The organism is Bradyrhizobium sp. SZCCHNR1002 (assembly GCF_032381435.1).
GTDB lineage: Bacteria > Pseudomonadota > Alphaproteobacteria > Rhizobiales > Xanthobacteraceae > Bradyrhizobium > Bradyrhizobium aeschynomenes.
This window is the reverse complement of sequence record NZ_JAUHIS010000002.1, coordinates 410,223-429,843: the sequence shown is the minus strand read 5'-3', so window position 1 is coordinate 429,843 and position 19,621 is coordinate 410,223. Positions and strand designations below refer to the sequence as shown.

Genomic DNA, 19,621 nt, shown 5'->3' with positions numbered 1-19,621 from the left:
CCTCAAAAGAGGGCAGAATAGGGGAGAAAGCGTCCCGGAGGGCGACGCTCTCGAACGTGTGCGTAAATTTGTTCACTGTGATGCCATTGACAAGAAATCGGTGTCCCGGTTCGCTAGGAATCGAGACGACTTCATACAAAGCTGCCGGCCCCGGATTTGTTCCCTGAGGAACGAGGGCACGGGCGGCGCGTTAGAGGTCTATCCTCTTGCTGTCCCACAATAATTTACCGACGTGCTCCCCCCGTACGTCCAGATCGCGTGCCGAATGGATCTCTACAGCGAAGCTCACAGTCTCGGAATCCTGACAGAATTCTATGATGGTCAGGGACAGCGCCGCGTCACCGACGAGGCGGCCCTCAAGATTATCGTCGAGGCCTTCCCCAGGCCGACGCCTCACCGGCTCCTGAGTGGCGCGATCGTGATTCGATCTGCGCAGCCGGCCCGCAGCCGCCTCAGCGAGGCTGCCAAGCTGCCGGTCACCTGGGTCATCAAGCGCGGCGACGCCACCATTGCAGAGGGTGAGACGCGCGACGCCTTGGTCGAATGGCCTCAGGATCTGCCCGCGGGCAGCTATCGCCTGGAGCTCCTGGATGCGTCGTCATGCCGCGAGGAGCTGCCGCTGCTGGTTGCGCCCGACAAGGCGTTCTCGGGCGATTTCGACCGCGTCTGGCTCTTGGCGGTGCAGCTCTACGGCATCAGGTCACGCCGCAACTGGGGCATGGGGGATTTCACCGACCTCGCCCATCTCATTCAGCTATGTGCCGAGCTGGGCGCGGACGGCGTCGGCCTCAATCCGCTGCACGCGCTGTTCGACGACCGGCCCGGCGATTTCAGTCCCTACGCGCCGAACAGCCGGCTCTTTCTCAACGCCCTGTATATCGATGTCGAGCAGGCGCCCGGCTTTGCGAAGGGACCGGACGACAAGCAGCTCGAACCGCTCCGGCAAGCCGAGCTGGTCGATTACAAGGGCGTCGCGGCGCTGAAATGGCCGGCCTTGCGCGCGGCGTTCGACGCCTTCATGTCTGCGCCCGACACCGCCGAGGCCGCGGAGTTCAAGACCTATCGCGCCGAGCGCGGCGACCTCTTGGCGCGCTTCACCTGTTTCGAGGTACTGCGGCATCGCTTCGAGAAGCCGTGGTGGGAATGGCCCGAGGAATGGCGGCAGCCCGACGCTGCGCGTTGTGCCGCGCTGCTGAGCGGTCCGGACCGGCGCGAGGCCGACTTCGTGGCCTATGTGCAGTGGCTCGCCGAGCGCCAGTTGCGCCGTTGCAAGGATCTTGCCCATCGGTTGGGCATGAAGGTCGGCCTGTATCTCGATGTCGCCGTCGGCGTCCAATCCGACGGATTCGATGCCTGGAATGAGCAGGGCGCCATTTCGCGCACGCTGTCCGTTGGCGCGCCGCCTGATCCCTTGAACACGGTCGGTCAGAACTGGGGACTGGCGGGCTTCAATGCCCCAGGGCTCGAATTGAAGAACTTCGAGCCGTTTCGCGAGATGATCAGGGCCTCGATGCGTCACGCCGGCGCGATCAGGCTCGACCATGTGCTCGGCCTGAAGCGGCTCTATCTGGTGCCGCATGGTTTTCCGGCCAAGCAGGGTGCCTATGTCCAGATGCCGTTCGATGCGCTGCTCGCCGCCACCGCGATGGAGAGCGTCGCCAACCAATGCATCGTCATCGGCGAGGATCTCGGCACCGTGCCGGAAGGGTTTCGCGAGCAGATGGCCGATTGGGGGCTGTGGTCCTACAAGGTCATGATCTTCGAGCGCGACGACAACGGGCGCTTCCGCGACGTCGACTCCTACCCGCCCAACGCTTTGGTCACTCTGAACACCCACGATCTCTCGACCTATGCCGGCTGGCGTTCGTTCGGCGACCTCAACACCAAGCGCGGTCTCGCCATCGATCCTGGCGAGAGCGATCAGGATCGCTGGCACGCGCTCGGTCTCTGGGACGAGGTGCTGCGCCACAATGGGATTCTCGGCAACGACGTCCATTCCGCGATTGGATTCCTGTCGCGGACGCGGTCGCGGCTGCTGGCGGTCTCGCTCGAGGATCTGCTCGGCGTCGTCGATCAGCCCAACATTCCCGGGACGATCGACGAGCATCCCAACTGGCGCCGCAAGATGCCGATCGGCATCGAGGACATCTCCGGCGCCGCAAATGTCGCGGCGCTGAAGGCCGCGACCGCTGAACGGATCAGCCCGGCCGGCGTTTAAGCAGCGGGGTTCGGGCGGGGGCATTTGCACGCGGATGCCGGATGTCTTGCAGGATCGAAGATTATGCGCTGATCGGTGATTGCGAGACGGCGGCGCTGGTGAGCCGCAACGGATCGATCGACTGGCTGTGCTGGCCGGCGTTCGATTCCGACGCCTGCTTCGCGGCGCTGCTCGGCGATCACAACCATGGCCGCTGGCTCATCGCGCCCCAGGGCAAAGTGACCGCCAGCTCGCGCCGCTATCGTGGCGACAGCCTGATCCTGGAGACCCGGTTCGAGACCGCGGCAGGCACGGTCGAGCTGATCGATTTCATGCCGCCGCGTGGCAGCGCCTCCGACATCGTCCGGCTGGTTCGCGGCATCAGCGGCAAGGTGGCCCTGCGGATGGATCTGATCATCCGCTTCGGCTTCGGCGTCGAGATCCCCTGGGTGAGGCGGTCGGAGGACCGCACCGCGCTGCTGGCCGTGTGCGGCCCTGACATGACGGTGCTGCACACGCCGGTCGAGACGCGCGGCGAGAACATGACGACGGTGGCGGAGTTCGAGGTCGCGGCCGGCGAGACCGTGCCGTTCGTTCTGACCTATGGTCCATCGCATCTGGCGCCTCCGAAAGCGATCGATCCGGAGCAGGCGCTCCGCGACACCGAAGCGTTCTGGCAGGACTGGTCGCACCGCTGCACCTATCGGGGAGACCATCGTGATCTCGTGATGCGTTCGCTCATCACGCTGAAGGCGCTGACCTACGGCCCGACCGGCGGCATCGTCGCGGCCCCCACCACATCGCTGCCGGAGAAGCTCGGCGGCTGGCGCAATTGGGACTATCGCTTCTGCTGGCTGCGCGACGCGACCTTCACGCTGCTGGCGCTGATGAACTCCGGGTACACCGAAGAGGCGCTGGCCTGGCACAATTGGCTGCTGCGGGCAGCGGCCGGCGCGCCGGCACATATGCAGATCATGTACGGCATTATGGGGCAGCGCCGGTTGACCGAGTGGGAAGCGGAATGGCTTCCGGGGTACGAAGGCGCCCAGCCGGTCCGGATCGGCAATGCAGCCCATGCGCAGCTTCAGCTCGACGTCTATGGCGAGCTGATCGACGCCTTTCACCAGGCACGCATGAGCAGGCTCAAGCTCGATGACGGCACCTGGGGCCTCGAATGCGCGGTGCTCGATCATCTCACCGATGTCTGGGACCAGCCCGACCATGGCATCTGGGAGCGTCGCGGCGACGGCCGCCACTACGTGTTCTCCAAGGTCATGACCTGGGTTGCGTTCGACCGCGCCATCAAGAGCGCCGAGCGCTTCCATCTGAAGGGGCCGCTCGAGCGCTGGCGACGTCTGCGCGAGACCATTCATCGCGACGTCTGCGAGAAGGGCTTCGATTCGGGGCTCGGCAGTTTCGTCGAATCCTACGGGTCTCGGCTGCTCGATGCCAGCCTGCTGCTGCTGCCGGCCGTCGGCTTCCTGCCGTGCTCCGATGCGCGGATTCGCGGCACCATCGCGGCGGTCGAGCGGCACCTGCTCCGCGATGGTTTCGTGCTGCGCCATGATCCGCGCGAGATGTCGTCGGAGGAGCAGCAGCCGATCGAAGGCGCCTTCCTGGCCTGCACGCTGTGGTTGGCCGATGCGCACGTGCTGACCGGCGAACTCGAGAAGGCCGAGATCCTGTTCCAGCGCGTGGTCGACATCGCCAATGACGTCGGACTGATTGCCGAGGAATATGACATCGAAGCACGCCGGCAGACCGGCAATTTTCCTCAGGCATTGACACATATTGCGCTGATCAACACGGCGCAGAATCTCAGCGGTGCCAAGCGGGCGAGCGACAAGCCGGCCAAGCAGCGGTCGGAGTCATGAGCCCGTAGCCCGACTTCCGGGGCAGCTAACCTTGCGCGTTTTCGGCCAGGATCATCTCCATGGCGTTGGCGAAGCCTTCGTCCTGATTCGACGTGGTGATGCGCCTGGCTTTGCTCTTGACGTCGTCACTGGCATTGCCCATGGCGATCGAGAGGCCGCTGACATCGAACATCGCGACGTCGTTATGCATGTCGCCGATGGTCGCGACCTGGTCGAGCGGGATGCCGAGGCGCCGCGCCATCGCCGTGACGAACGTTCCCTTGTTGCGGCCGGGCGGGGTGATGTCGAGATAATAGCTCTGCGAGCGGACGGCAGTCGCCTCCGTCCCCAGCAGCTCGCGCATCTCGCTCTCGCAGCGGGCCAGCAGCTCGAAATCGCGGCTGGCGCCGACGATCTTGCAGGCGCTGGAGAGATAGGGGGTGAAATCATCGATGATGGTCGGGTCGGCGCGGATCGCGCGCTGCTCGTTGGGCACGTAGTCGCCGTCCGGATTGCGCGTCAGCCACGCATCGTTCGTGAACACCCAGATGTCGATGGCGCGCTGGTGCAGAAGATCGATGCAGCGCTCGGCGGCCCCGGCCGGAATGAGGCTCTGCTCCAGCGGCTGCATGTCGGGACCGATGATCGAGCTGCCGTTGAACGGGCCGACCGGCAGGTCGATCTGCAATGGCGCGATCAGGAATCCCATGCCGATCGCCGGCCGGCTGGATGTGATGGTGAAGGCGATGCCCGCCTCGCGGAGCTGGCGCGCCGCCTTTGCAGCCCGCTCGGTCAGCACCTTGTCCTTGGTCAGGAGCGTGCCGTCGACATCGGACACGACGAGAGCAATGTGGGTCATGAGACCTTCCAATCGCAGTCAGGCGCGGCCCTGACCGATGCGCAGTCGTTGCAGGATGCCGTCCACGATCGCCTCCACTGGGGCATCGACCGATACCGTGACGGGATGTTCGTCACCCCCCGGCGGCTCCAGCGTGGCGAACTGGCTGTCGAGCAGGCCGGTCGGCATGAAGTGACCCTTGCGGTGACGCATCCGGTCGGCGATCAGGTTCTGGCTGCCCTCGAGATAGACGATGCGGACGTCGTCCCGATTGCCGGCCAGGATATCGCGATAAACCTTCTTGAGGGCCGAGCACGCGATGATGATGCGTTCGCCGTTCGCGCGGCATCGTGCAATCTCATCGGCGATTGCCTGAAGCCACGGCCAGCGATCCTCGTCGGTGAGCGGGTGGCCCGCACTCATCTTGGCGACGTTGGCCGGCGGATGGAAGCTGTCACCGTCCTCGAAGCGCCACCCGAGGCGCTGCGCCAGAGCTTCGCCGATCGTGCTCTTGCCCGAGCCGGCCACGCCCATGATGATGAGCGCCTGCGGCAGCTCCGGCGGCGATCGATCCAATGAGGTCTCCGGCCACGCCGCGGCGTCGATCAGAAATGTCGTGTGATGGTCCGAGCGGGCGCGATGGGCGGGCAGGTTCTCGCCCGCCAGCACCCGCGTCAAGATCGCGCGCTTGTCCGGACCGGCCACTTCGAACAGCAAGGTTCGGCAGGAGCCGAGGGCAGGCAGGGTCAGGCTGACCCTGGGAACGAACGGCGCTACGTTGGCCTTGTCGACGCCGACGACCCAGCGATCACTGACATTGACGGCCGGGAAGCCTGGAAACAGCGAGGCGACGTGGCCATCGGGGCCGATGCCGAGCAGCACCAGATCGAACAGCGGCCGTGCCGCATCGAGCTTGTCGGCGCCGTAGAACGCCATCAGCTCGCGCTCATAGGCATGCGCTGCAGCCTCGGGCGTGGCCGTGTCGGTCGGGATCGGATGAATGTTCGCAGGTGGTGCGAAGGCATCGAGGAACGCGTGGCGAGCCATCGTCATGTTGTGCAGCGGGTCGCCGGGGGGAACGAAGCGTTCGTCGCCGATGAACCAGTGCACGCGCGGCCATGGGATGCGCGCGCGGCAGGCGTCCGTCGCCAGCAGCTCGTAGAGCTGCTTCGGGCTGGACCCGCCGGCCAGGCAGACCGCGATCCGGCCGGGGTTGAGCGCGATCTGTGCGATGAGGCGATCGGCTGCCGCCTGCGCCATCGCCGCCTTGTCGGCGACGCGGACCAACGCGGGAGAGGCGGTCGCCATGGTTCAGGCCAGCTTTCGCCAGCTGCGGCCATCGCGCGCGAGCAGATCGGCGGCCGCCGTGGGGCCTTCGCTGCCGGCTTCATACGAATGCAGGCCGTCGCGGCCGGCCTTCTTCCAGGCCTCGATGAACGGCTCCACCGCCTTCCACCCGGCCTCGACGCTGTCGGCACGCTGGAACAGGATGTTGTCGCCGATCATGCAGTCATAGAGCAGAGTCTCGTAGCCGGTGGCCGGCTCGGCCTGGAAATAGTCCTTGTAGTTGAACTTCATCTGCACACCGTCGGTACGGATGGTCGGCCCTGGAATCTTGGTGTTGAACTGCAATGTGATGCTCTGGGTCGGCTCGATGCCGATCACGAGATAGTTCTCCGCCAGCGTATCGATCGGCGTGCAGCTGAACATCGCGAACGGCGCCTGGCGGAACTTGATCGCGACCTCGGTGCGCTTGGCGCCGAGGGCCTTGCCGGTGCGGAGGTAGAACGGCACGCCGGCCCAGCGCCAATTGTCGATGGTGAGCTTCAGCGCCGCATAGGTCTCGGTCGCGCTATCGGGCCGTACATCCTTGGTCTTGCGGTAGTCGGACAGCTCGGTGTCGCCGATCTGGCCCGCCTTGTATTGGCCGCGGACGGAATTCAGCAGCGCTTCCTGTTCGGTGAGCGGCTGGACGGCCGAGAGCACCTCTGCCTTTTCGGAGCGGACGGTATGCGCATCGAAACGCGCAGGCGGCTCCATCGCCACCAGCGACAGCAGCTGAAACAGATGGTTCGGCACCATGTCGCGCAGCGCACCGGTCGCGTCATAGAAGCTGCCGCGCGTTCCCACCCCGAGCTTCTCCTCGACCGTGATCTGGACGTGGTCGATGTGATGCCTGTTCCAGATCGGCTCGAACATGCCGTTCGCGAAGCGCAGCACCAGGATGTTCTGCACCGTCTCTTTGCCGAGGTAGTGGTCGATGCGGTAGATCTGGTGCTCGGTCACGAGCTCCAGCAACTGGTCGTTCAGCTTCTTGGCCGAAGCGAGATCGGTGCCGAAAGGCTTTTCGACCACGAGCCGGCGCCACGCCTTGCCGTCCTCCTTCAGCAACCCGACGCGTCCGAGCTGCTGGGCGATCGGCGCAAAGGCGCTCGGCGGCGTCGCCAGATAGAACAGCCGGTTGCCATGCGTCTCACGCGCAGCCTCGAGCTTTTCGAGCCGCGCCTTCAGCTGATCGAAGCTGTCCGGCTCCTTCGGATCGGCCTCGACCGCGGTCACGCAGTGCAGCAGGCGCTGGGCGATCTCGTCCTCGACGGGGCGGGTCGCGTATTTGCGCAAGCCTTCCATCAGATTGTCGCGCAGCTGCTCGCTCGACATGCCCTTGCGGGCGATGCCGACGATGCAGAACCGATCCGGCAGCAGATGATTGGCGGCGAGATTGTAGAGCGACGGCAGGACGAGGCGGTGCGTGAGATCGCCGGTCACTCCGAAGATGACGAAGGCGCAGGCGTCGGGCTTCTGATGTTGCGGCTGGCGGGGATGTGTCACGCGCGGTCGGCCCTATTGTTATCCTTGGGCTTGACGATCTCGGGCGCGCTCTGGCGCGCGGGATCAGGATGCTGCTCCGGCTCCTTGTGGCCGCCGAAGCCCTCGCGCATGGCCGACAGGATCTTTTCCGCGAAAGTGTGCTCCTGGCGCGAGCGGAAGCGCGCGAACAAAGCGGCCGTCAGCACTTCCGCCGGCACGGCCTCATCGATCGCGGCATTGATGGTCCAGCGGCCCTCGCCGGAATCCTCGACATAGCCGGAGTACTTCTCGAGTGCCGGCTGACGCGCCAGTGCGCTCGCGGTGAGGTCGAGCAGCCAGGACGGAATGACGCTGCCCCGGCGCCAGACCTCGGCGATGTCGGCGAGATCGAAATCGAACCGGTGCGCTTCTGGCAGCACCTCGCTGTTGGCATTGCGCAGGATGTCGAAGCCTTCGGCGTAGGCCTGCATCAGGCCATACTCGATGCCGTTGTGGATCATCTTGACGAAATGTCCGGCGCCGGTGGGGCCGGCGTGGATGTAGCCCTGCTCGACGCGCGGGTCGCGGCTATCACGACCCGGCGTGCGCGGAATATCGCCGATCCCCGGTGCGAGCGTCGCGAAGATCGGATCAAGCCGGTCTACGACGGCCTTGTCGCCTCCGATCATCATGCAGTAGCCGCGGTCGAGGCCCCAGACGCCGCCGGAGGTGCCGACATCGACATAGTGCAGCCCGCGCTCTCGGAGTGCCTTGCCGCGGCGGACGTCGTCCTGCCAAAAACTGTTGCCACCATCGATGATGACGTCATCAGCCGACATCAGCTTGGTCAGTTGTTCAACGGTGGCTTCCGTGATCTTGCCGGCCGGCAGCATGATCCAGGCGTGCCGCGGCGTGGCAAGCTTGCTGACGAACTCCTCCAGGCTCGCGGCGCCGGTCGCGCCTTCCGAGACAAGGGCCGCGACGGCCTTCGTGTCGCGATCATAGACGACGCAGGAATGTCCCGCGCGCATCAGGCGGCGCACGATGTTGCCGCCCATCCGCCCGAGACCGATCATTCCCAATTGCATGACGAGCCCTTCCTAGCTCAGCGCTTCGGTGAGCGCGCCGTCGAGCATCTTCAGGCCCGATTTCAGGTTGCCCTTGAGATGAACCCGCAGCGCCCGCCGGCCGCGCTCGGTGAGCACGTCGAAATCGCCGCGCGCCTGCGCCGCCTTGATGACTCCGAAGCTGGCCTTCTGACCGGGTATCGTCAGGTCCTGCCCCTCGTCGGCGGTGATCTGGAGAAACACACCGCTGTCCGGCCCGCCTTTGTAGGCTTGGCCGGTCGAATGCAGAAAGCGCGGGCCGAACTCGGCACATGTCGCGAGATGCTTGGTGTCTCGCAGCTTCACGCGCATCCGCTGCAGCGCCTCGGTGTTCGCGCCATTGTGCTCGATGTAGCCGAGCAGCGCGATGTAGTCGCCGTCGCCGGCGCGGCGGAGATGCGCCTTCAGCCAGGAGGCGAGGGTGCCGTCGGCGCCATGCTCGCGCAGGCTCTCGGCATTGTGCGCGTCGGTGTAGAGCTCGCAGCCCTTGATGGCGACGACGGGCTCTTCCGCGGGAAGCGCGCCGCTCTGCTCGAACGCGGCCGTCAGCTCCCGGGTCTTGATCTTGGCGGATTCGACGTCAGGCTGGTCGAACGGGTTGATGCCCAGCACGGCGCCGGCCACGGCAGTGGCGATCTCGAAGCGGAAGAACTCCTGCCCGAGCTGGTCGATCGATCCCATCACGATGCGCACGACGGGATGACCGGCGTCCTCCAGGGCGGCGAGCTTCGTCGCGTGACCGGGATCATCATCGCCGTCGACCTTGATGTCGATGAAGAAGCGGTCGTTGCCATAGACCTCGGGCGAGGCGATCGGCTCGCCGTCGATCGGGATCAGGCCCTTGCCTTCCTTGCCGGTGGACTCCGCGATCAGCTGCTCGGCCCAGGCGCCGAAATCGGCGACCTTGGGTGAGGCGAAGATGGTCACCTTGTCACGGCCATCGAGACCGGCGAGACCCATGGCGAGCCCGAGCTGCACGCCCGGATTCTGCAACGGCGGCACGTCGGGGCCGCAGGACCGCACCATCGACAGCGCCTGCGTGACCAGCTTGCGCACATCGATGCCGGCGGTTGCGGCCGGCACCAGGCCGAAGGGCGACAGCACCGAGTAGCGGCCGCCGATGCTCGGCTCGCCGTGGAAGATGCGCGCAAATCCCTGCGCCTTGGCCGCCTTCTCCAGCGACGAGCCGGGATCGGTGACGGCAATGAACCGATGGCCGGCCTTCTTGGCCCCGATCGCCTCGCTCACGCGGGCGAAGAAATAGTCCTTCATCGCGTTCGGCTCGGTGGTGCCGCCCGATTTCGAGGAGACGATGAACACCGTGTTCGCAACGTCGATCTTCTTCTCCATCGCGCGCACCTGGGCCGGGTCCGTGGAGTCGAGCACGTGCAGCCGGGGGAAGCCGGCCTTGCGCGGGAAGGTCTTGGCGAGCACCTCCGGACCGAGGCTGGAGCCGCCCATGCCGAGCACCACGGCGTCGGAGAATTTCTGTCCCTTCACGCGCTGGGCGTAGTCCTCGTAGTCGGCAAGGTCGGCCTTCTCGGCGCTGGTCAGCCAGCCCAGCCATTTGTGCTCGTCGCGGCCGGTCCAGACGCTTGCATCCTTGTGCCAGAGGCGGCGGATCTTGGCGGCCTTGCGCCAATCCTCGGTAGCGGCCTGCACTTTCTTCTCGAGGTCAGCAGCAACCACGATCGACTGCTGCCCAAGTCCGGCGCCCAAAACCACCGCGCGCTTATGTGCGACCGCGCCATACAGCTTGTCGGCGGCATCGGCGAACTGCTTGACGCCATCGACCACGAGGTCGGCGGTGATCTCGTCGAGCGAGATGCCGGTTTTCGCCAGCTCCTCGAGCGCCGCGTTCGCGGCATCGACGTTCTCCTCCAGGCTGTCGCGCACCTCGCCGTGGTCGCGGAATGCGTCCAGCGTCGCTGGCGGCACGGTGTTGACGGTGTTGGGGCCGATCAACTCCTCGACATAGAGGACGTCCCTGTAATCCTTGTTCTTGGTGCCGGTGGAGGCCCACAGCAGGCGCTGCGGTTTGGCGCCCTTGGCCGCCAACCGCTCCCAGCGCTCGCCCGAGAACAGCCGCTTGTAATCCTGATAGGCCATCTTGGCGTTGGCGATGGCGATCTTGCCCTTCAGCGCGGCCAGCCGCTCCTTCTCGGTGGGGTCGTTCGCCTGGGCAATCTTCTCGTCGAGCTGCTTGTCGACGACGCTGTCGATGCGGCTGACGAAGAACGAGGCGACGCTCGCGACATGCGAGGGATCGCCGCCGTGGGCGACGTGAGCCTCCAAGCCGGCGAGATAGGCTTCGGCAACCTGCCGATAGACGTCTTGCGAGAACAGCAGCGTGATGTTGACGCTGATTCCCCTGGAGATCAGGTGCTGGATGGCCGGAAGGCAGGCGTCCGTCGCCGGCACTTTGATCATCAGATTTTCGCGGTCGACCGCCTTCCAGAGCTGCTCGGCTTCGGCAATCGTCCCCTCGGCGTCCATCGCCAGATAGGGCGAGACTTCGAGGCTGACGAATCCGTCATTGCCGTTGAAACTGTCATAGACCGGCCGGAGCACGTCGGCGGCGTTCTGGATGTCCTCGACCGCCACGGCTTCGAACAACTGCGTCGGTGAGCGGTCGCCGCCCTTCAACGCTTTGGCGATGGGCGTGTCATATTCGTCCGAACTGCCGATCGCCTTCTCGAAGATGGCGGGATTGGAGGTGACGCCCTTGACGCCGTCCTCCTCGATCAGCCGCTTCAGGTCACCCTTGGCGACGAAGCCGCGAGCGAGGAAGTCGAGCCAGACCGCCTGGCCATGTCGTTCGAGTTTCTTGACCGGATTCATGATGCCTATCTATGTGCTCTGGCTTGCTTTTTTGGGTTCCGGGCAGAACCGGCCCGGCCCCGGACGAAACTATGCGTCAGCCGTTCGGATAACGCCATTCATATTGGATTGATCCTCGTTGAATCCCAAGCGCTTCCTGCGGGCTTCCAAAGCCTTCCAGCGCGCCCGATCCCGGTGTGAGCGCAGTCGAAGATTGCCCCGGCGGCAGCGCGGCGATGTCTTGGCTGAGACGGCTCCTGACTGGCCGCGCGATCGTGTCACGTGATTCGAACGGCTGGCGCCGTCGTCATCGGACAGGGCGCCGCCGAACGATGCTCATCCGTTCCATTTCGCTCAAATGAGAGATGATCGCACCATGGCTCCACTCGCCGATGCCCGCGCGAGCAGAGGCCGTCAATATGCGCGCGAATATGTTGGGCGGATGAAGGGGCGCGTCCTTGCAGAGCGAAAAGCAGCGCACATCTGTTTCAGTGAGATGCCTTCATCCTTGCCGGATAGCAGCGAGTGCGCGCTTAGATCACAGCATGACCACGCTGCTGGCCCTCCTTGCGAATGTCTCCGGTCGCATGTGACCCGCACACCACGCCACAATCGTTCCGGCGCGCGGTCGTTGCGGAGGAGAGCTTCGTTCATTTGTGGTTCACCTGCGTCGCCGACACTGCTTCGGGCGTGTCGCAGCTCCGCTTCACGTGGCTTCACAACAGCTTGTGCGGCGCAGGGAGACTACGGTGCCGGGGTATTGCGGATGTTGCGAAGCAGAGACAATGGGGTACAAATGAAGGGAGTCAGCCTGCTTTTGCCGAACTATTGAGCGAAGTGCATGTTGATAGGGCATATGCTGCATGCGCTTTGCGTTGCGAAAGAGGACCAAGAGGGTGCCCAATGGGGGCTAGCGCGCTTCACTCTGAATCGGTTCGAGATCAGTAGGAACGTACTTTGATCTCGGCCCGTTGCAGCGGTGCGGCGGAACCTACGTGGAGAGGGATCATGTACAACGATTCGTTGTTCAACGCGTTCGCGAGGTCGTTCGAGGCACGCAGCCAGACCGACATGTCGATGCAGGAATATCTTGAATCGTGTCGAACCGACCCGATGCGATACGCGAACGCCGCTGAGCGACTACTAGCTGCGATCGGTGAGCCTCAGATGATAGACACGGCCAAGGACCCACGCCTTGGCCGTATTTTTTTGAACCGGACGGTTCGCCTGTATCCGGCCTTTGCCGGCTTCTACGGCATGGAAGATACGATCGAGCGCATCGTCGGCTTCTTCCGCCATGCCGCGCAGGGGCTCGAAGAGCGCAAGCAGATCCTCTATCTGCTCGGACCCGTCGGCGGCGGCAAGTCGTCGCTCGCCGAGCGACTGAAGCAGTTGATGGAAACGCATCCGATCTACGTGCTCAAAGCCGGCGATGAGCTGAGCCCCGTGTTCGAATCGCCGCTCAGCCTGTTCGATCCCGACACGCTCGGCCCGATGCTCGAGGAGAAATACGGCATTCCGCGCCGCCGTCTGTCGGGCCTGATGAGCCCGTGGTGCTACAAGCGGCTCGAAGCTTTCGGCGGCGACATCTCGCAATTCCGCGTCGCCAAGATCCAGCCGTCGCGGCTGCGCCAGATCGGCATCGCCAAGACCGAGCCGGGTGACGAGAACAACCAGGACATCTCCTCGCTGGTCGGCAAGGTCGACATCCGCAAGCTCGAGACCTACGCGCAGAACGATCCGGATGCGTACAGCTATTCGGGCGGCCTCAACCGCGCCAACCAGGGCATTCTCGAATTCGTCGAAATGTTCAAGGCGCCGATCAAGATGCTGCATCCGCTGCTGACCGCGACGCAGGAAGGCAACTATATCGGCACCGAGAACATCGGTGCGATTCCCTATAATGGCGTGATCCTCGCCCACTCCAACGAGGCGGAGTGGCAGAGCTTCAAGACCAACAAGAACAACGAGGCCTTCATCGACCGCATCTGCGTCATCAAGGTGCCGTACTGCCTGCGCGTCACCGAGGAGCGAAAGATCTACGAGAAGCTGATCCAGGGCTCCGAGCTCGCCACCGCGCCCTGCGCGCCGGCGACGCTGGAGACATTGGCTCGTTTCTCGGTCATGTCGCGGCTCCGCAAGCACGAAAACTCGACGCTCTATGCCAAGATGCGGATCTATGATGGCGAGAGCCTGAAGGAGTCCGATCCGAAGGCCCGCAGCGTCCAGGAATATCGCGATGCCGCCGGCGTCGACGAGGGCATGGACGGCATCTCGACCCGCTTTGCCTTCAAGGTGCTGGCCGCGACCTACAACCACGACACGTCGGAAGTCTCCGCCGATGCGGTTCACCTGATGTACGTGCTGGAGCAGTCGATCAAGCGCGAGCAGCTGCCGGAGGAGGTCGAGAAGCGCTATCTCGAGTTCATCAAGGCCGACCTCGCGCCGCGCTATGCCGAGTTCATCGGCCACGAGATCCAGAAGGCCTATCTGGAATCCTACTCCGATTATGGCCAGAACCTGTTCGACCGCTACGTCGACTACGCCGACGCCTGGATCGAGGATCAGGACTTCAAGGATCCCGATACGGGACAGCTGCTCAATCGCGAGCTGTTGAACCAGGAGCTGACCAAGATCGAGAAGCCGGCAGGGATCGCCAACCCCAAGGACTTCCGCAACGAGGTTGTCAAGTTCTCGCTGCGGTCCCGAGCCCAGAACGGCGGAAAAAATCCGTCCTGGACCTCCTACGAAAAGATCCGCGAAGTGATCGAAAAGAGGATATTCTCGCAAGTCGAGGATCTGCTTCCGGTCATCTCGTTCGGCAGCAAGAAGGACGGCGAGACCGAGAAGAAGCACGACGACTTCGTCGCGCGCATGGTCGAACGCGGCTACACCGAGCGGCAGGTCCGCCGGCTGGTCGAATGGTACATGCGCGTGAAGCAGGCGGGTTGATCGTGGTCCGGCGCCGGTGTTCACTGCATGAGCTGCAGGCCATCGGACGAGCGCCGGCGCCCGGACTGCGGTCGATGCGGAACGGTCGACGCTGAGCTGCAAGGCGAAGCGTCGAGCAGGCGGATGATGCTGATGCGGTGCCGGATCCGACACCGTATTGCGCATCGCGGCGGGGGAGAGCAGGAGTCGAAGCCGCTGCAGCAGGAGGCGTATGGAACGTGGTCATGCACATCATTGATCGGCGCCTGAATCCGGGCGGCAAAAGTCTGGAAAACCGCCAGCGATTTTTGCGCCGCGCCAAGGCCCTGGTTCAGGGAGCGGTCAAGAAGACCTCGCAGGACCGCGACATCAAGGACGTGCTGGAGGGCGGCGAGGTCTCGATTCCGCTCGACGGCATGGACGAGCCGCGCCTTCGCCGCGAGGGCGGCACCCGCGACATGGTGTTGCCGGGCAACAAGAAGTTCGTCGAGGGCGACATCCTGCCGCGCTCCGGTGACGGCAGCGGCCGCAAGTCGGGGCCGGGGCAGGGCGACAGCGAGGATGCGTTCCGCTTCGTGCTCAGCAAGGAGGAGTTCGTCAATCTCTTTCTCGACGATCTCGAGCTGCCCGATCTCGCCAAGCGAAAGTTTGCCGAGGCCGAGAGCGAAGGGCTGGTGCGCGCGGGCTATTCGACATCGGGCTCACCGGCCAACATTTCGATCAGCCGTACGGTGACCCGCGCGCTCGCCCGCCGCGTCGCGCTGCGCCGGCCGCGGCCCGAGGCGATTGCCGAGCTCGAAGCCCAGATGGAGCAGGAGACCGACGAGGAGAAGAAGGCCGCGCTCGCGGCCGAGCTCGAAGCGTTGAAGGCGAAGGCCAAGCGCATTCCCTTCATCGATCCGATCGACATTCGCTACCGCCGCTTCGAGGCGGTGCCGAAGCCGATTGCGCAGGCGGTGATGTTCTGCCTGATGGACGTCTCCGGCTCGATGTCCGAGCACATGAAGGACCTCGCCAAGCGGTTCTACATGCTGCTCTACGTCTTCCTGACGCGGCGCTACCGCCATGTCGAGATCGTGTTCATCCGTCACACCGACCGCGCCGAGGAGGTCGATGAGCAGACCTTCTTCTACGGCCCGGCGTCCGGAGGCACCCTGGTGTCGAGCGCCCTGCAATGCATGCACGACATCGTCCGCTCGCGCTTCCGCCCGTCGGACTGGAACATCTACGCGGCGCAGGCCTCGGACGGCGACAACGCAACCTCGGATTCCGAGAACGTCGCGCGGCTCTTGACCGACAACATCCTGCCGGTCTCGCAGTTCTTCGCCTATCTCGAGGTCGGCGAATCCGGAACCTATTCGTTCGAGATGCCCGATTCGGCGCTGTGGTCGCTCTATGAGCGGCTGCGCGCCAATGGCGAGCCGTTGTCGATGCGCAAGGTGCGCGACCGCAGCGAGATCTTCCCGGTCTTTCACGATCTGTTTCAGCGTCGCGGCACGACGCAGGAGAGGGCCGCGTCATGAGTGGGCTTCTGTTCGAAGGCGCAGACTGGAACTTCCTCACTTTGCAGCGCATCCACGATGCCTGCGAGGCCGTGGCGCACAAGGAGCTCGGGCTCGACACCTATCCCAACCAGATCGAGGTGATCACCGCCGAGCAGATGCTCGACGCGTATTCCTCGGTCGGCATGCCCCTGTTCTACAAGCACTGGTCGTTCGGTAAGCATTTCGCCTATCACGAGGCCTCGTATCGCAAGGGGCTGATGGGCCTCGCCTATGAGATCGTGATCAACTCCTCGCCGTGCATCTCCTATTTGATGGAGGAGAACACGGCGACGATGCAGACGCTGGTGATCGCGCACGCGGCGTTTGGCCACAACCACTTCTTCAAGAACAACTACCTGTTCAAGCAGTGGACCGATGCCGACGGCATCCTGGACTATCTCGACTTTGCCCGCGGCTACATTGCGCAATGCGAGGATCGGTTCGGCCGGCTGGCGGTCGAGCACACGCTCGATGCCGCGCATGCGCTGATGTCGCACGGCGTCGACCGCTATCCCGGCAAGAAGAAGCTCGACTTCCGCGAGGAGGAGAAGCGCGCCGGCAAGCGCCGGCTCTACGAGGAGGAGCAGTTCAACGATCTCTGGCGCACGGTGCCGACAGGGCCGGCCAAGACCAGCGCGGTGCTGAATGTCGAGCGCCGCCGCGCGCTGCTCGGCCTGCCTCAGGAGAACCTGCTTTACTTCCTGGAAAAGAGCGCGCCGCGGCTGGCGCCCTGGCAGCGCGAATTGCTGCGCATCGTCCGCCACATCGCGCAGTATTTCTATCCCCAGGGCCAGACAAAGGTGATGAACGAGGGCACGGCGACCTACGTGCACTATCGCATCATGAGTCGCCTGCACCAGGAGGGGCGTCTCACCGACGGCAATTTCCTGGAATTCCTGCAGTCGCACACCAACGTCGTGTTCCAGCCGGAGTTCGACGATCCGCGCTTCTCCGGCTTCAATCCTTACGCGCTCGGCTTTGCGATCATGCAGGACATCGAGCGCATCGTGAAGGATCCGACCGAGGAGGATCGCGAGTGGTTTCCGGACATCGCCGGCACCGGCGACGAGATGGCGGTGCTGCGTGACGTCTGGGCCAATTATCGCGACGAAAGCTTCATCAGCCAGTTCCTGAGCCCGGCGCTGATCCGGCAGCTTCGGCTGTTCCATCTGCATGACGATCCGGCCGAGCGCGCCGGCATCCTGGTCGACGCCATCCATGACGAGCGCGGCTATCGCCGCATCCGCCGCGAGCTGTCGAAGCAATATGACGTCGGCTACATCGATCCGAACATCGAGGTGGTCGACGTCGACCTCGCGGGCGACCGCCGCCTGATGCTGCGGCATACGGTGGTGAAGGGCGCGCAGCTCAGCGAGACCGACACCAAGCGCGTGCTGCAGCATCTCGCCGATCTCTGGAGCTATGATGTGTCGCTGGTCGAGGTCGACGCCGCCACCGACAAGGTGTTGAAGGAGTACGTGCTCAATCCCCGGATACAACCGGCGGCCGCGTAGCGCGGCCGCCTTGCCCTGAGCGACGTCAGATTTCCGCGAAGATCTCCAGCAGGTTGCCGTCGGGATCCCTGAAGAACAGCGTCCGATGGCCGAAGGGCAGGTCCTCGGCGGCTCCATGAGCGCGACGCCCTTCGCGGTCAACTCGGCCGCGCAGCGGTCGACGTCGTCGCGTCCGACCTTGAAGGCGAGCTGAAGCGCCGCGCTTCCCGGCGGGGTCGGCTGGTCCGATCTCAGCCGCTGCGGCCGAGCGAGCGCGAGCGTGTTGGAGCCGACCTGGAATTCGATCCACCCCTGCGACAGTTCCCGGAGCAGCGGGAAGCCCAGGACCTCCTGGTAGAACTGCCGCATGACGTCCCAGTCGCGGGCGAGGATCACCGTGTAGTCGATGGCGCGAATGGCGCGAAATGCCGACGCCGTCTCTACATCATTGGTCATGATCTCTCCCTCCCGGCCGGCCCCAGCGAGCTTTTCCATCCCGCGTCGAGTGGCGCAAGGCTGACGAGCCCGCTATGGTGCCCGCCATGGGCCGGGTGGTTGCAGCCGGCCGTTGCGGACGATGATCAAGGCTCGGGCATAAGGCGCGTGGTTGGAGCAAAGGAGACGGCGGCAACGGATCGGCGGGACCGGTTCATTCCGATACGCAAGTCCGACGTCCTGGACGCCGTCATTTCGCATGGCGGCCTGGATGACGCCCAGGCGGCCGACCTGCGCCATTTGGCGCACATGCTCGGCGCTATCCTGCACCACGAATATTTCGACGAGCTCGATCGGCTGCGCGACGTCTATTTTGACTTCGATCCCGAGGTCCCCGCCGGCCGCCATCGCTCCGCCCAGGAGCTCGACACCGCCTATTGCAACCTCACCGACGAATTCGTCCGGGTGCTGGGCGAGGCCAATTTCATCGAGATCAGCCGTGATGAGATCGAGCGCGCCTTCGCCGAGCACGCGCTTGTCAGGGTCAAGCTGAGGGCGCCGGTCTCCGACTTTCGCGCCGTCCGCATGTTCCGGCGGGGCACGCATCAAGAGACCATCGAGGTGCCCATGCTCTATGGCCTGCGGCGGCGCAAGCAGGACATCGAGGTCTATGACGACATCATCCTGATGGTCGCGACCAGGCCCGACGAGCCCACCAAGAAGAAGCGCAAGACCGCCGCCTGGCGCGGCCGCAACAAGATCCGCGGCGGGGCGGTGCTGTTCAAATATTTCCGCCACATCGCGCGCTTCGATCTCGAAGCGCTGCTGCCGAACGTCCGCGTCGTCATGGGTCTGCGCGAGCAGCTCACGCTCGGGGTGCCGGCGCTGGTCGGCGGCGTGCCGATCCTGCTCAAGCTGGCCTCGACGCTCACGGTGCTGTTCATCGTCGCCGGCTTCTATCTCGGTCTCAGCGGCACCGTGCACGACAACGACACCGAGCAGGCGCTGGCGGCGCTGTCCGGCCTGTTCGCGCTCGGCGCCTTCATCCTGCGGCAATGGGGCAATTTCCACCGCCAGTCGCTGATCCATCAGAAGCAGGTCACCGACAACATCTACTTCCGCAACGTCAACAACAATTCCGGCATCTTCAATTACCTGATCGGCGAGGCCGAGGACCAGGACTGGAAGGAGGCCGTGCTGGCCTATGGCGGCCTGCTGCTGGCGTCGGTGCCGCTGAGCCGGGCGGCACTGGGGAGCCATGTCGAGGAATTATTGCAGCAGATGTTCGGACTGGGGCGGGCGTTCAATATCGATGAGGCGTTGATCAGGCTGCGCGAGTTCGGGCTCGTGAGCGGTGATGACGAGTCGCTGTCGGCGCTGCCGCTGCCGGAAGCGATCGCGCAGCTCGACCGCGTGTGGGCGAATGCGCTGCGGGCGTAGTCTCGCTCATCATGCGCAGCCTGCTGGTGAAGAACTTCGGCGGCTTGCTTCTCTTGCCCCAGCAAATGCTCTCCACCCTCACCCTGAGGAGCCCGCCGCAGGCGGGCGTCTCGAAGGGCAAGGCCACGGCTCGGGCCTCGCGGTTCGAGACGCGTCGCAAGGGCGACGCTCCTCACC

At 64.5% G+C, this 19,621-nt stretch carries 11 protein-coding genes and 1 pseudogene; 6 read left to right on the top strand and 6 right to left on the bottom strand.

The genetic code is table 11. The features are described 5' to 3' along the window. Window positions 1–265: 265 nt before the first annotated feature. Both malQ and QX108_RS14410 read left to right on the top strand, forming a co-directional pair. Window positions 266–2,218 carry a 4-alpha-glucanotransferase gene (malQ, locus tag QX108_RS14415; RefSeq protein WP_315799475.1) on the top strand — a complete coding sequence of 651 codons (1,953 nt, stop codon included), beginning with the start codon at window positions 266–268 and terminating at the stop codon, window positions 2,216–2,218. Window positions 2,219–2,259: 41 nt separating this feature from the next. Beyond that, entirely contained in the window at window positions 2,260–4,071 is a 1,812-nt protein-coding gene (locus QX108_RS14410; protein WP_315799474.1) for a glycoside hydrolase family 15 protein, read from the top strand. 25 nt (window positions 4,072–4,096) lie between these two features. Here QX108_RS14410 and QX108_RS14405 read toward each other — a convergent pair whose 3' ends face one another. The 5 genes from QX108_RS14405 to QX108_RS14385 are packed head-to-tail and all read right to left on the bottom strand — an operon-like array spanning window position 4,097 to window position 11,622. After that, complete coding sequence (locus QX108_RS14405) at window positions 4,097–4,909, bottom strand: HAD family hydrolase (RefSeq protein WP_315799473.1); 813 nt, start codon at window positions 4,907–4,909, stop codon at window positions 4,097–4,099. A gap of 18 nt (window positions 4,910–4,927) precedes the next feature. Then, window positions 4,928–6,196 (bottom strand): 6-phosphogluconolactonase, encoded by a 1,269-nt coding sequence (gene pgl / locus QX108_RS14400; RefSeq protein ID WP_315799472.1) that lies wholly within the window; start codon window positions 6,194–6,196, stop codon window positions 4,928–4,930. 3 nt (window positions 6,197–6,199) lie between these two features. Continuing rightward, window positions 6,200–7,717, bottom strand: a complete 1,518-nt coding sequence (gene zwf / locus QX108_RS14395) for a glucose-6-phosphate dehydrogenase (RefSeq protein ID WP_315799471.1) — start codon at window positions 7,715–7,717, stop codon at window positions 6,200–6,202. After that, entirely contained in the window at window positions 7,714–8,763 is a 1,050-nt protein-coding gene (gnd, locus tag QX108_RS14390) for a phosphogluconate dehydrogenase (NAD(+)-dependent, decarboxylating) (protein WP_315725480.1), read from the bottom strand. Before gnd ends, zwf begins: the two co-directional genes overlap by 4 nt. A gap of 12 nt (window positions 8,764–8,775) precedes the next feature. Beyond that, entirely contained in the window at window positions 8,776–11,622 is a 2,847-nt protein-coding gene (locus QX108_RS14385; RefSeq protein ID WP_315799470.1) for a bifunctional transaldolase/phosoglucose isomerase, read from the bottom strand. A gap of 987 nt (window positions 11,623–12,609) precedes the next feature. Between QX108_RS14385 and QX108_RS14380 the strand changes: the two genes are divergently transcribed. From QX108_RS14380 to QX108_RS14370, 3 genes are all read left to right on the top strand, one after another. Then, window positions 12,610–14,553 (top strand): PrkA family serine protein kinase, encoded by a 1,944-nt coding sequence (locus tag QX108_RS14380; protein ID WP_172111194.1) that lies wholly within the window; start codon window positions 12,610–12,612, stop codon window positions 14,551–14,553. Between the two features lie 224 nt (window positions 14,554–14,777). Beyond that, complete coding sequence (locus QX108_RS14375; protein ID WP_315725485.1) at window positions 14,778–16,055, top strand: YeaH/YhbH family protein; 1,278 nt, start codon at window positions 14,778–14,780, stop codon at window positions 16,053–16,055. Beyond that, window positions 16,052–17,590, top strand: coding sequence for a SpoVR family protein (locus tag QX108_RS14370; RefSeq protein ID WP_315799469.1), 1,539 nt, complete (start codon window positions 16,052–16,054; stop codon window positions 17,588–17,590). The genes QX108_RS14375 and QX108_RS14370 overlap by 4 nt, the downstream gene beginning before the upstream one ends. A 25-nt stretch (window positions 17,591–17,615) precedes the next feature. Here the strand turns inward: QX108_RS14370 and QX108_RS14365 are convergent. Continuing rightward, window positions 17,616–18,025 (bottom strand): annotated as a pseudogene (locus QX108_RS14365) (VOC family protein). A 147-nt stretch (window positions 18,026–18,172) separates the two neighbouring features. Here QX108_RS14365 and QX108_RS14360 point away from each other — a divergent pair. Next, window positions 18,173–19,444 (top strand): TMEM143 family protein, encoded by a 1,272-nt coding sequence (locus tag QX108_RS14360; RefSeq protein ID WP_315799468.1) that lies wholly within the window; start codon window positions 18,173–18,175, stop codon window positions 19,442–19,444. The last annotated feature ends 177 nt before the right edge of the window (window positions 19,445–19,621 follow it).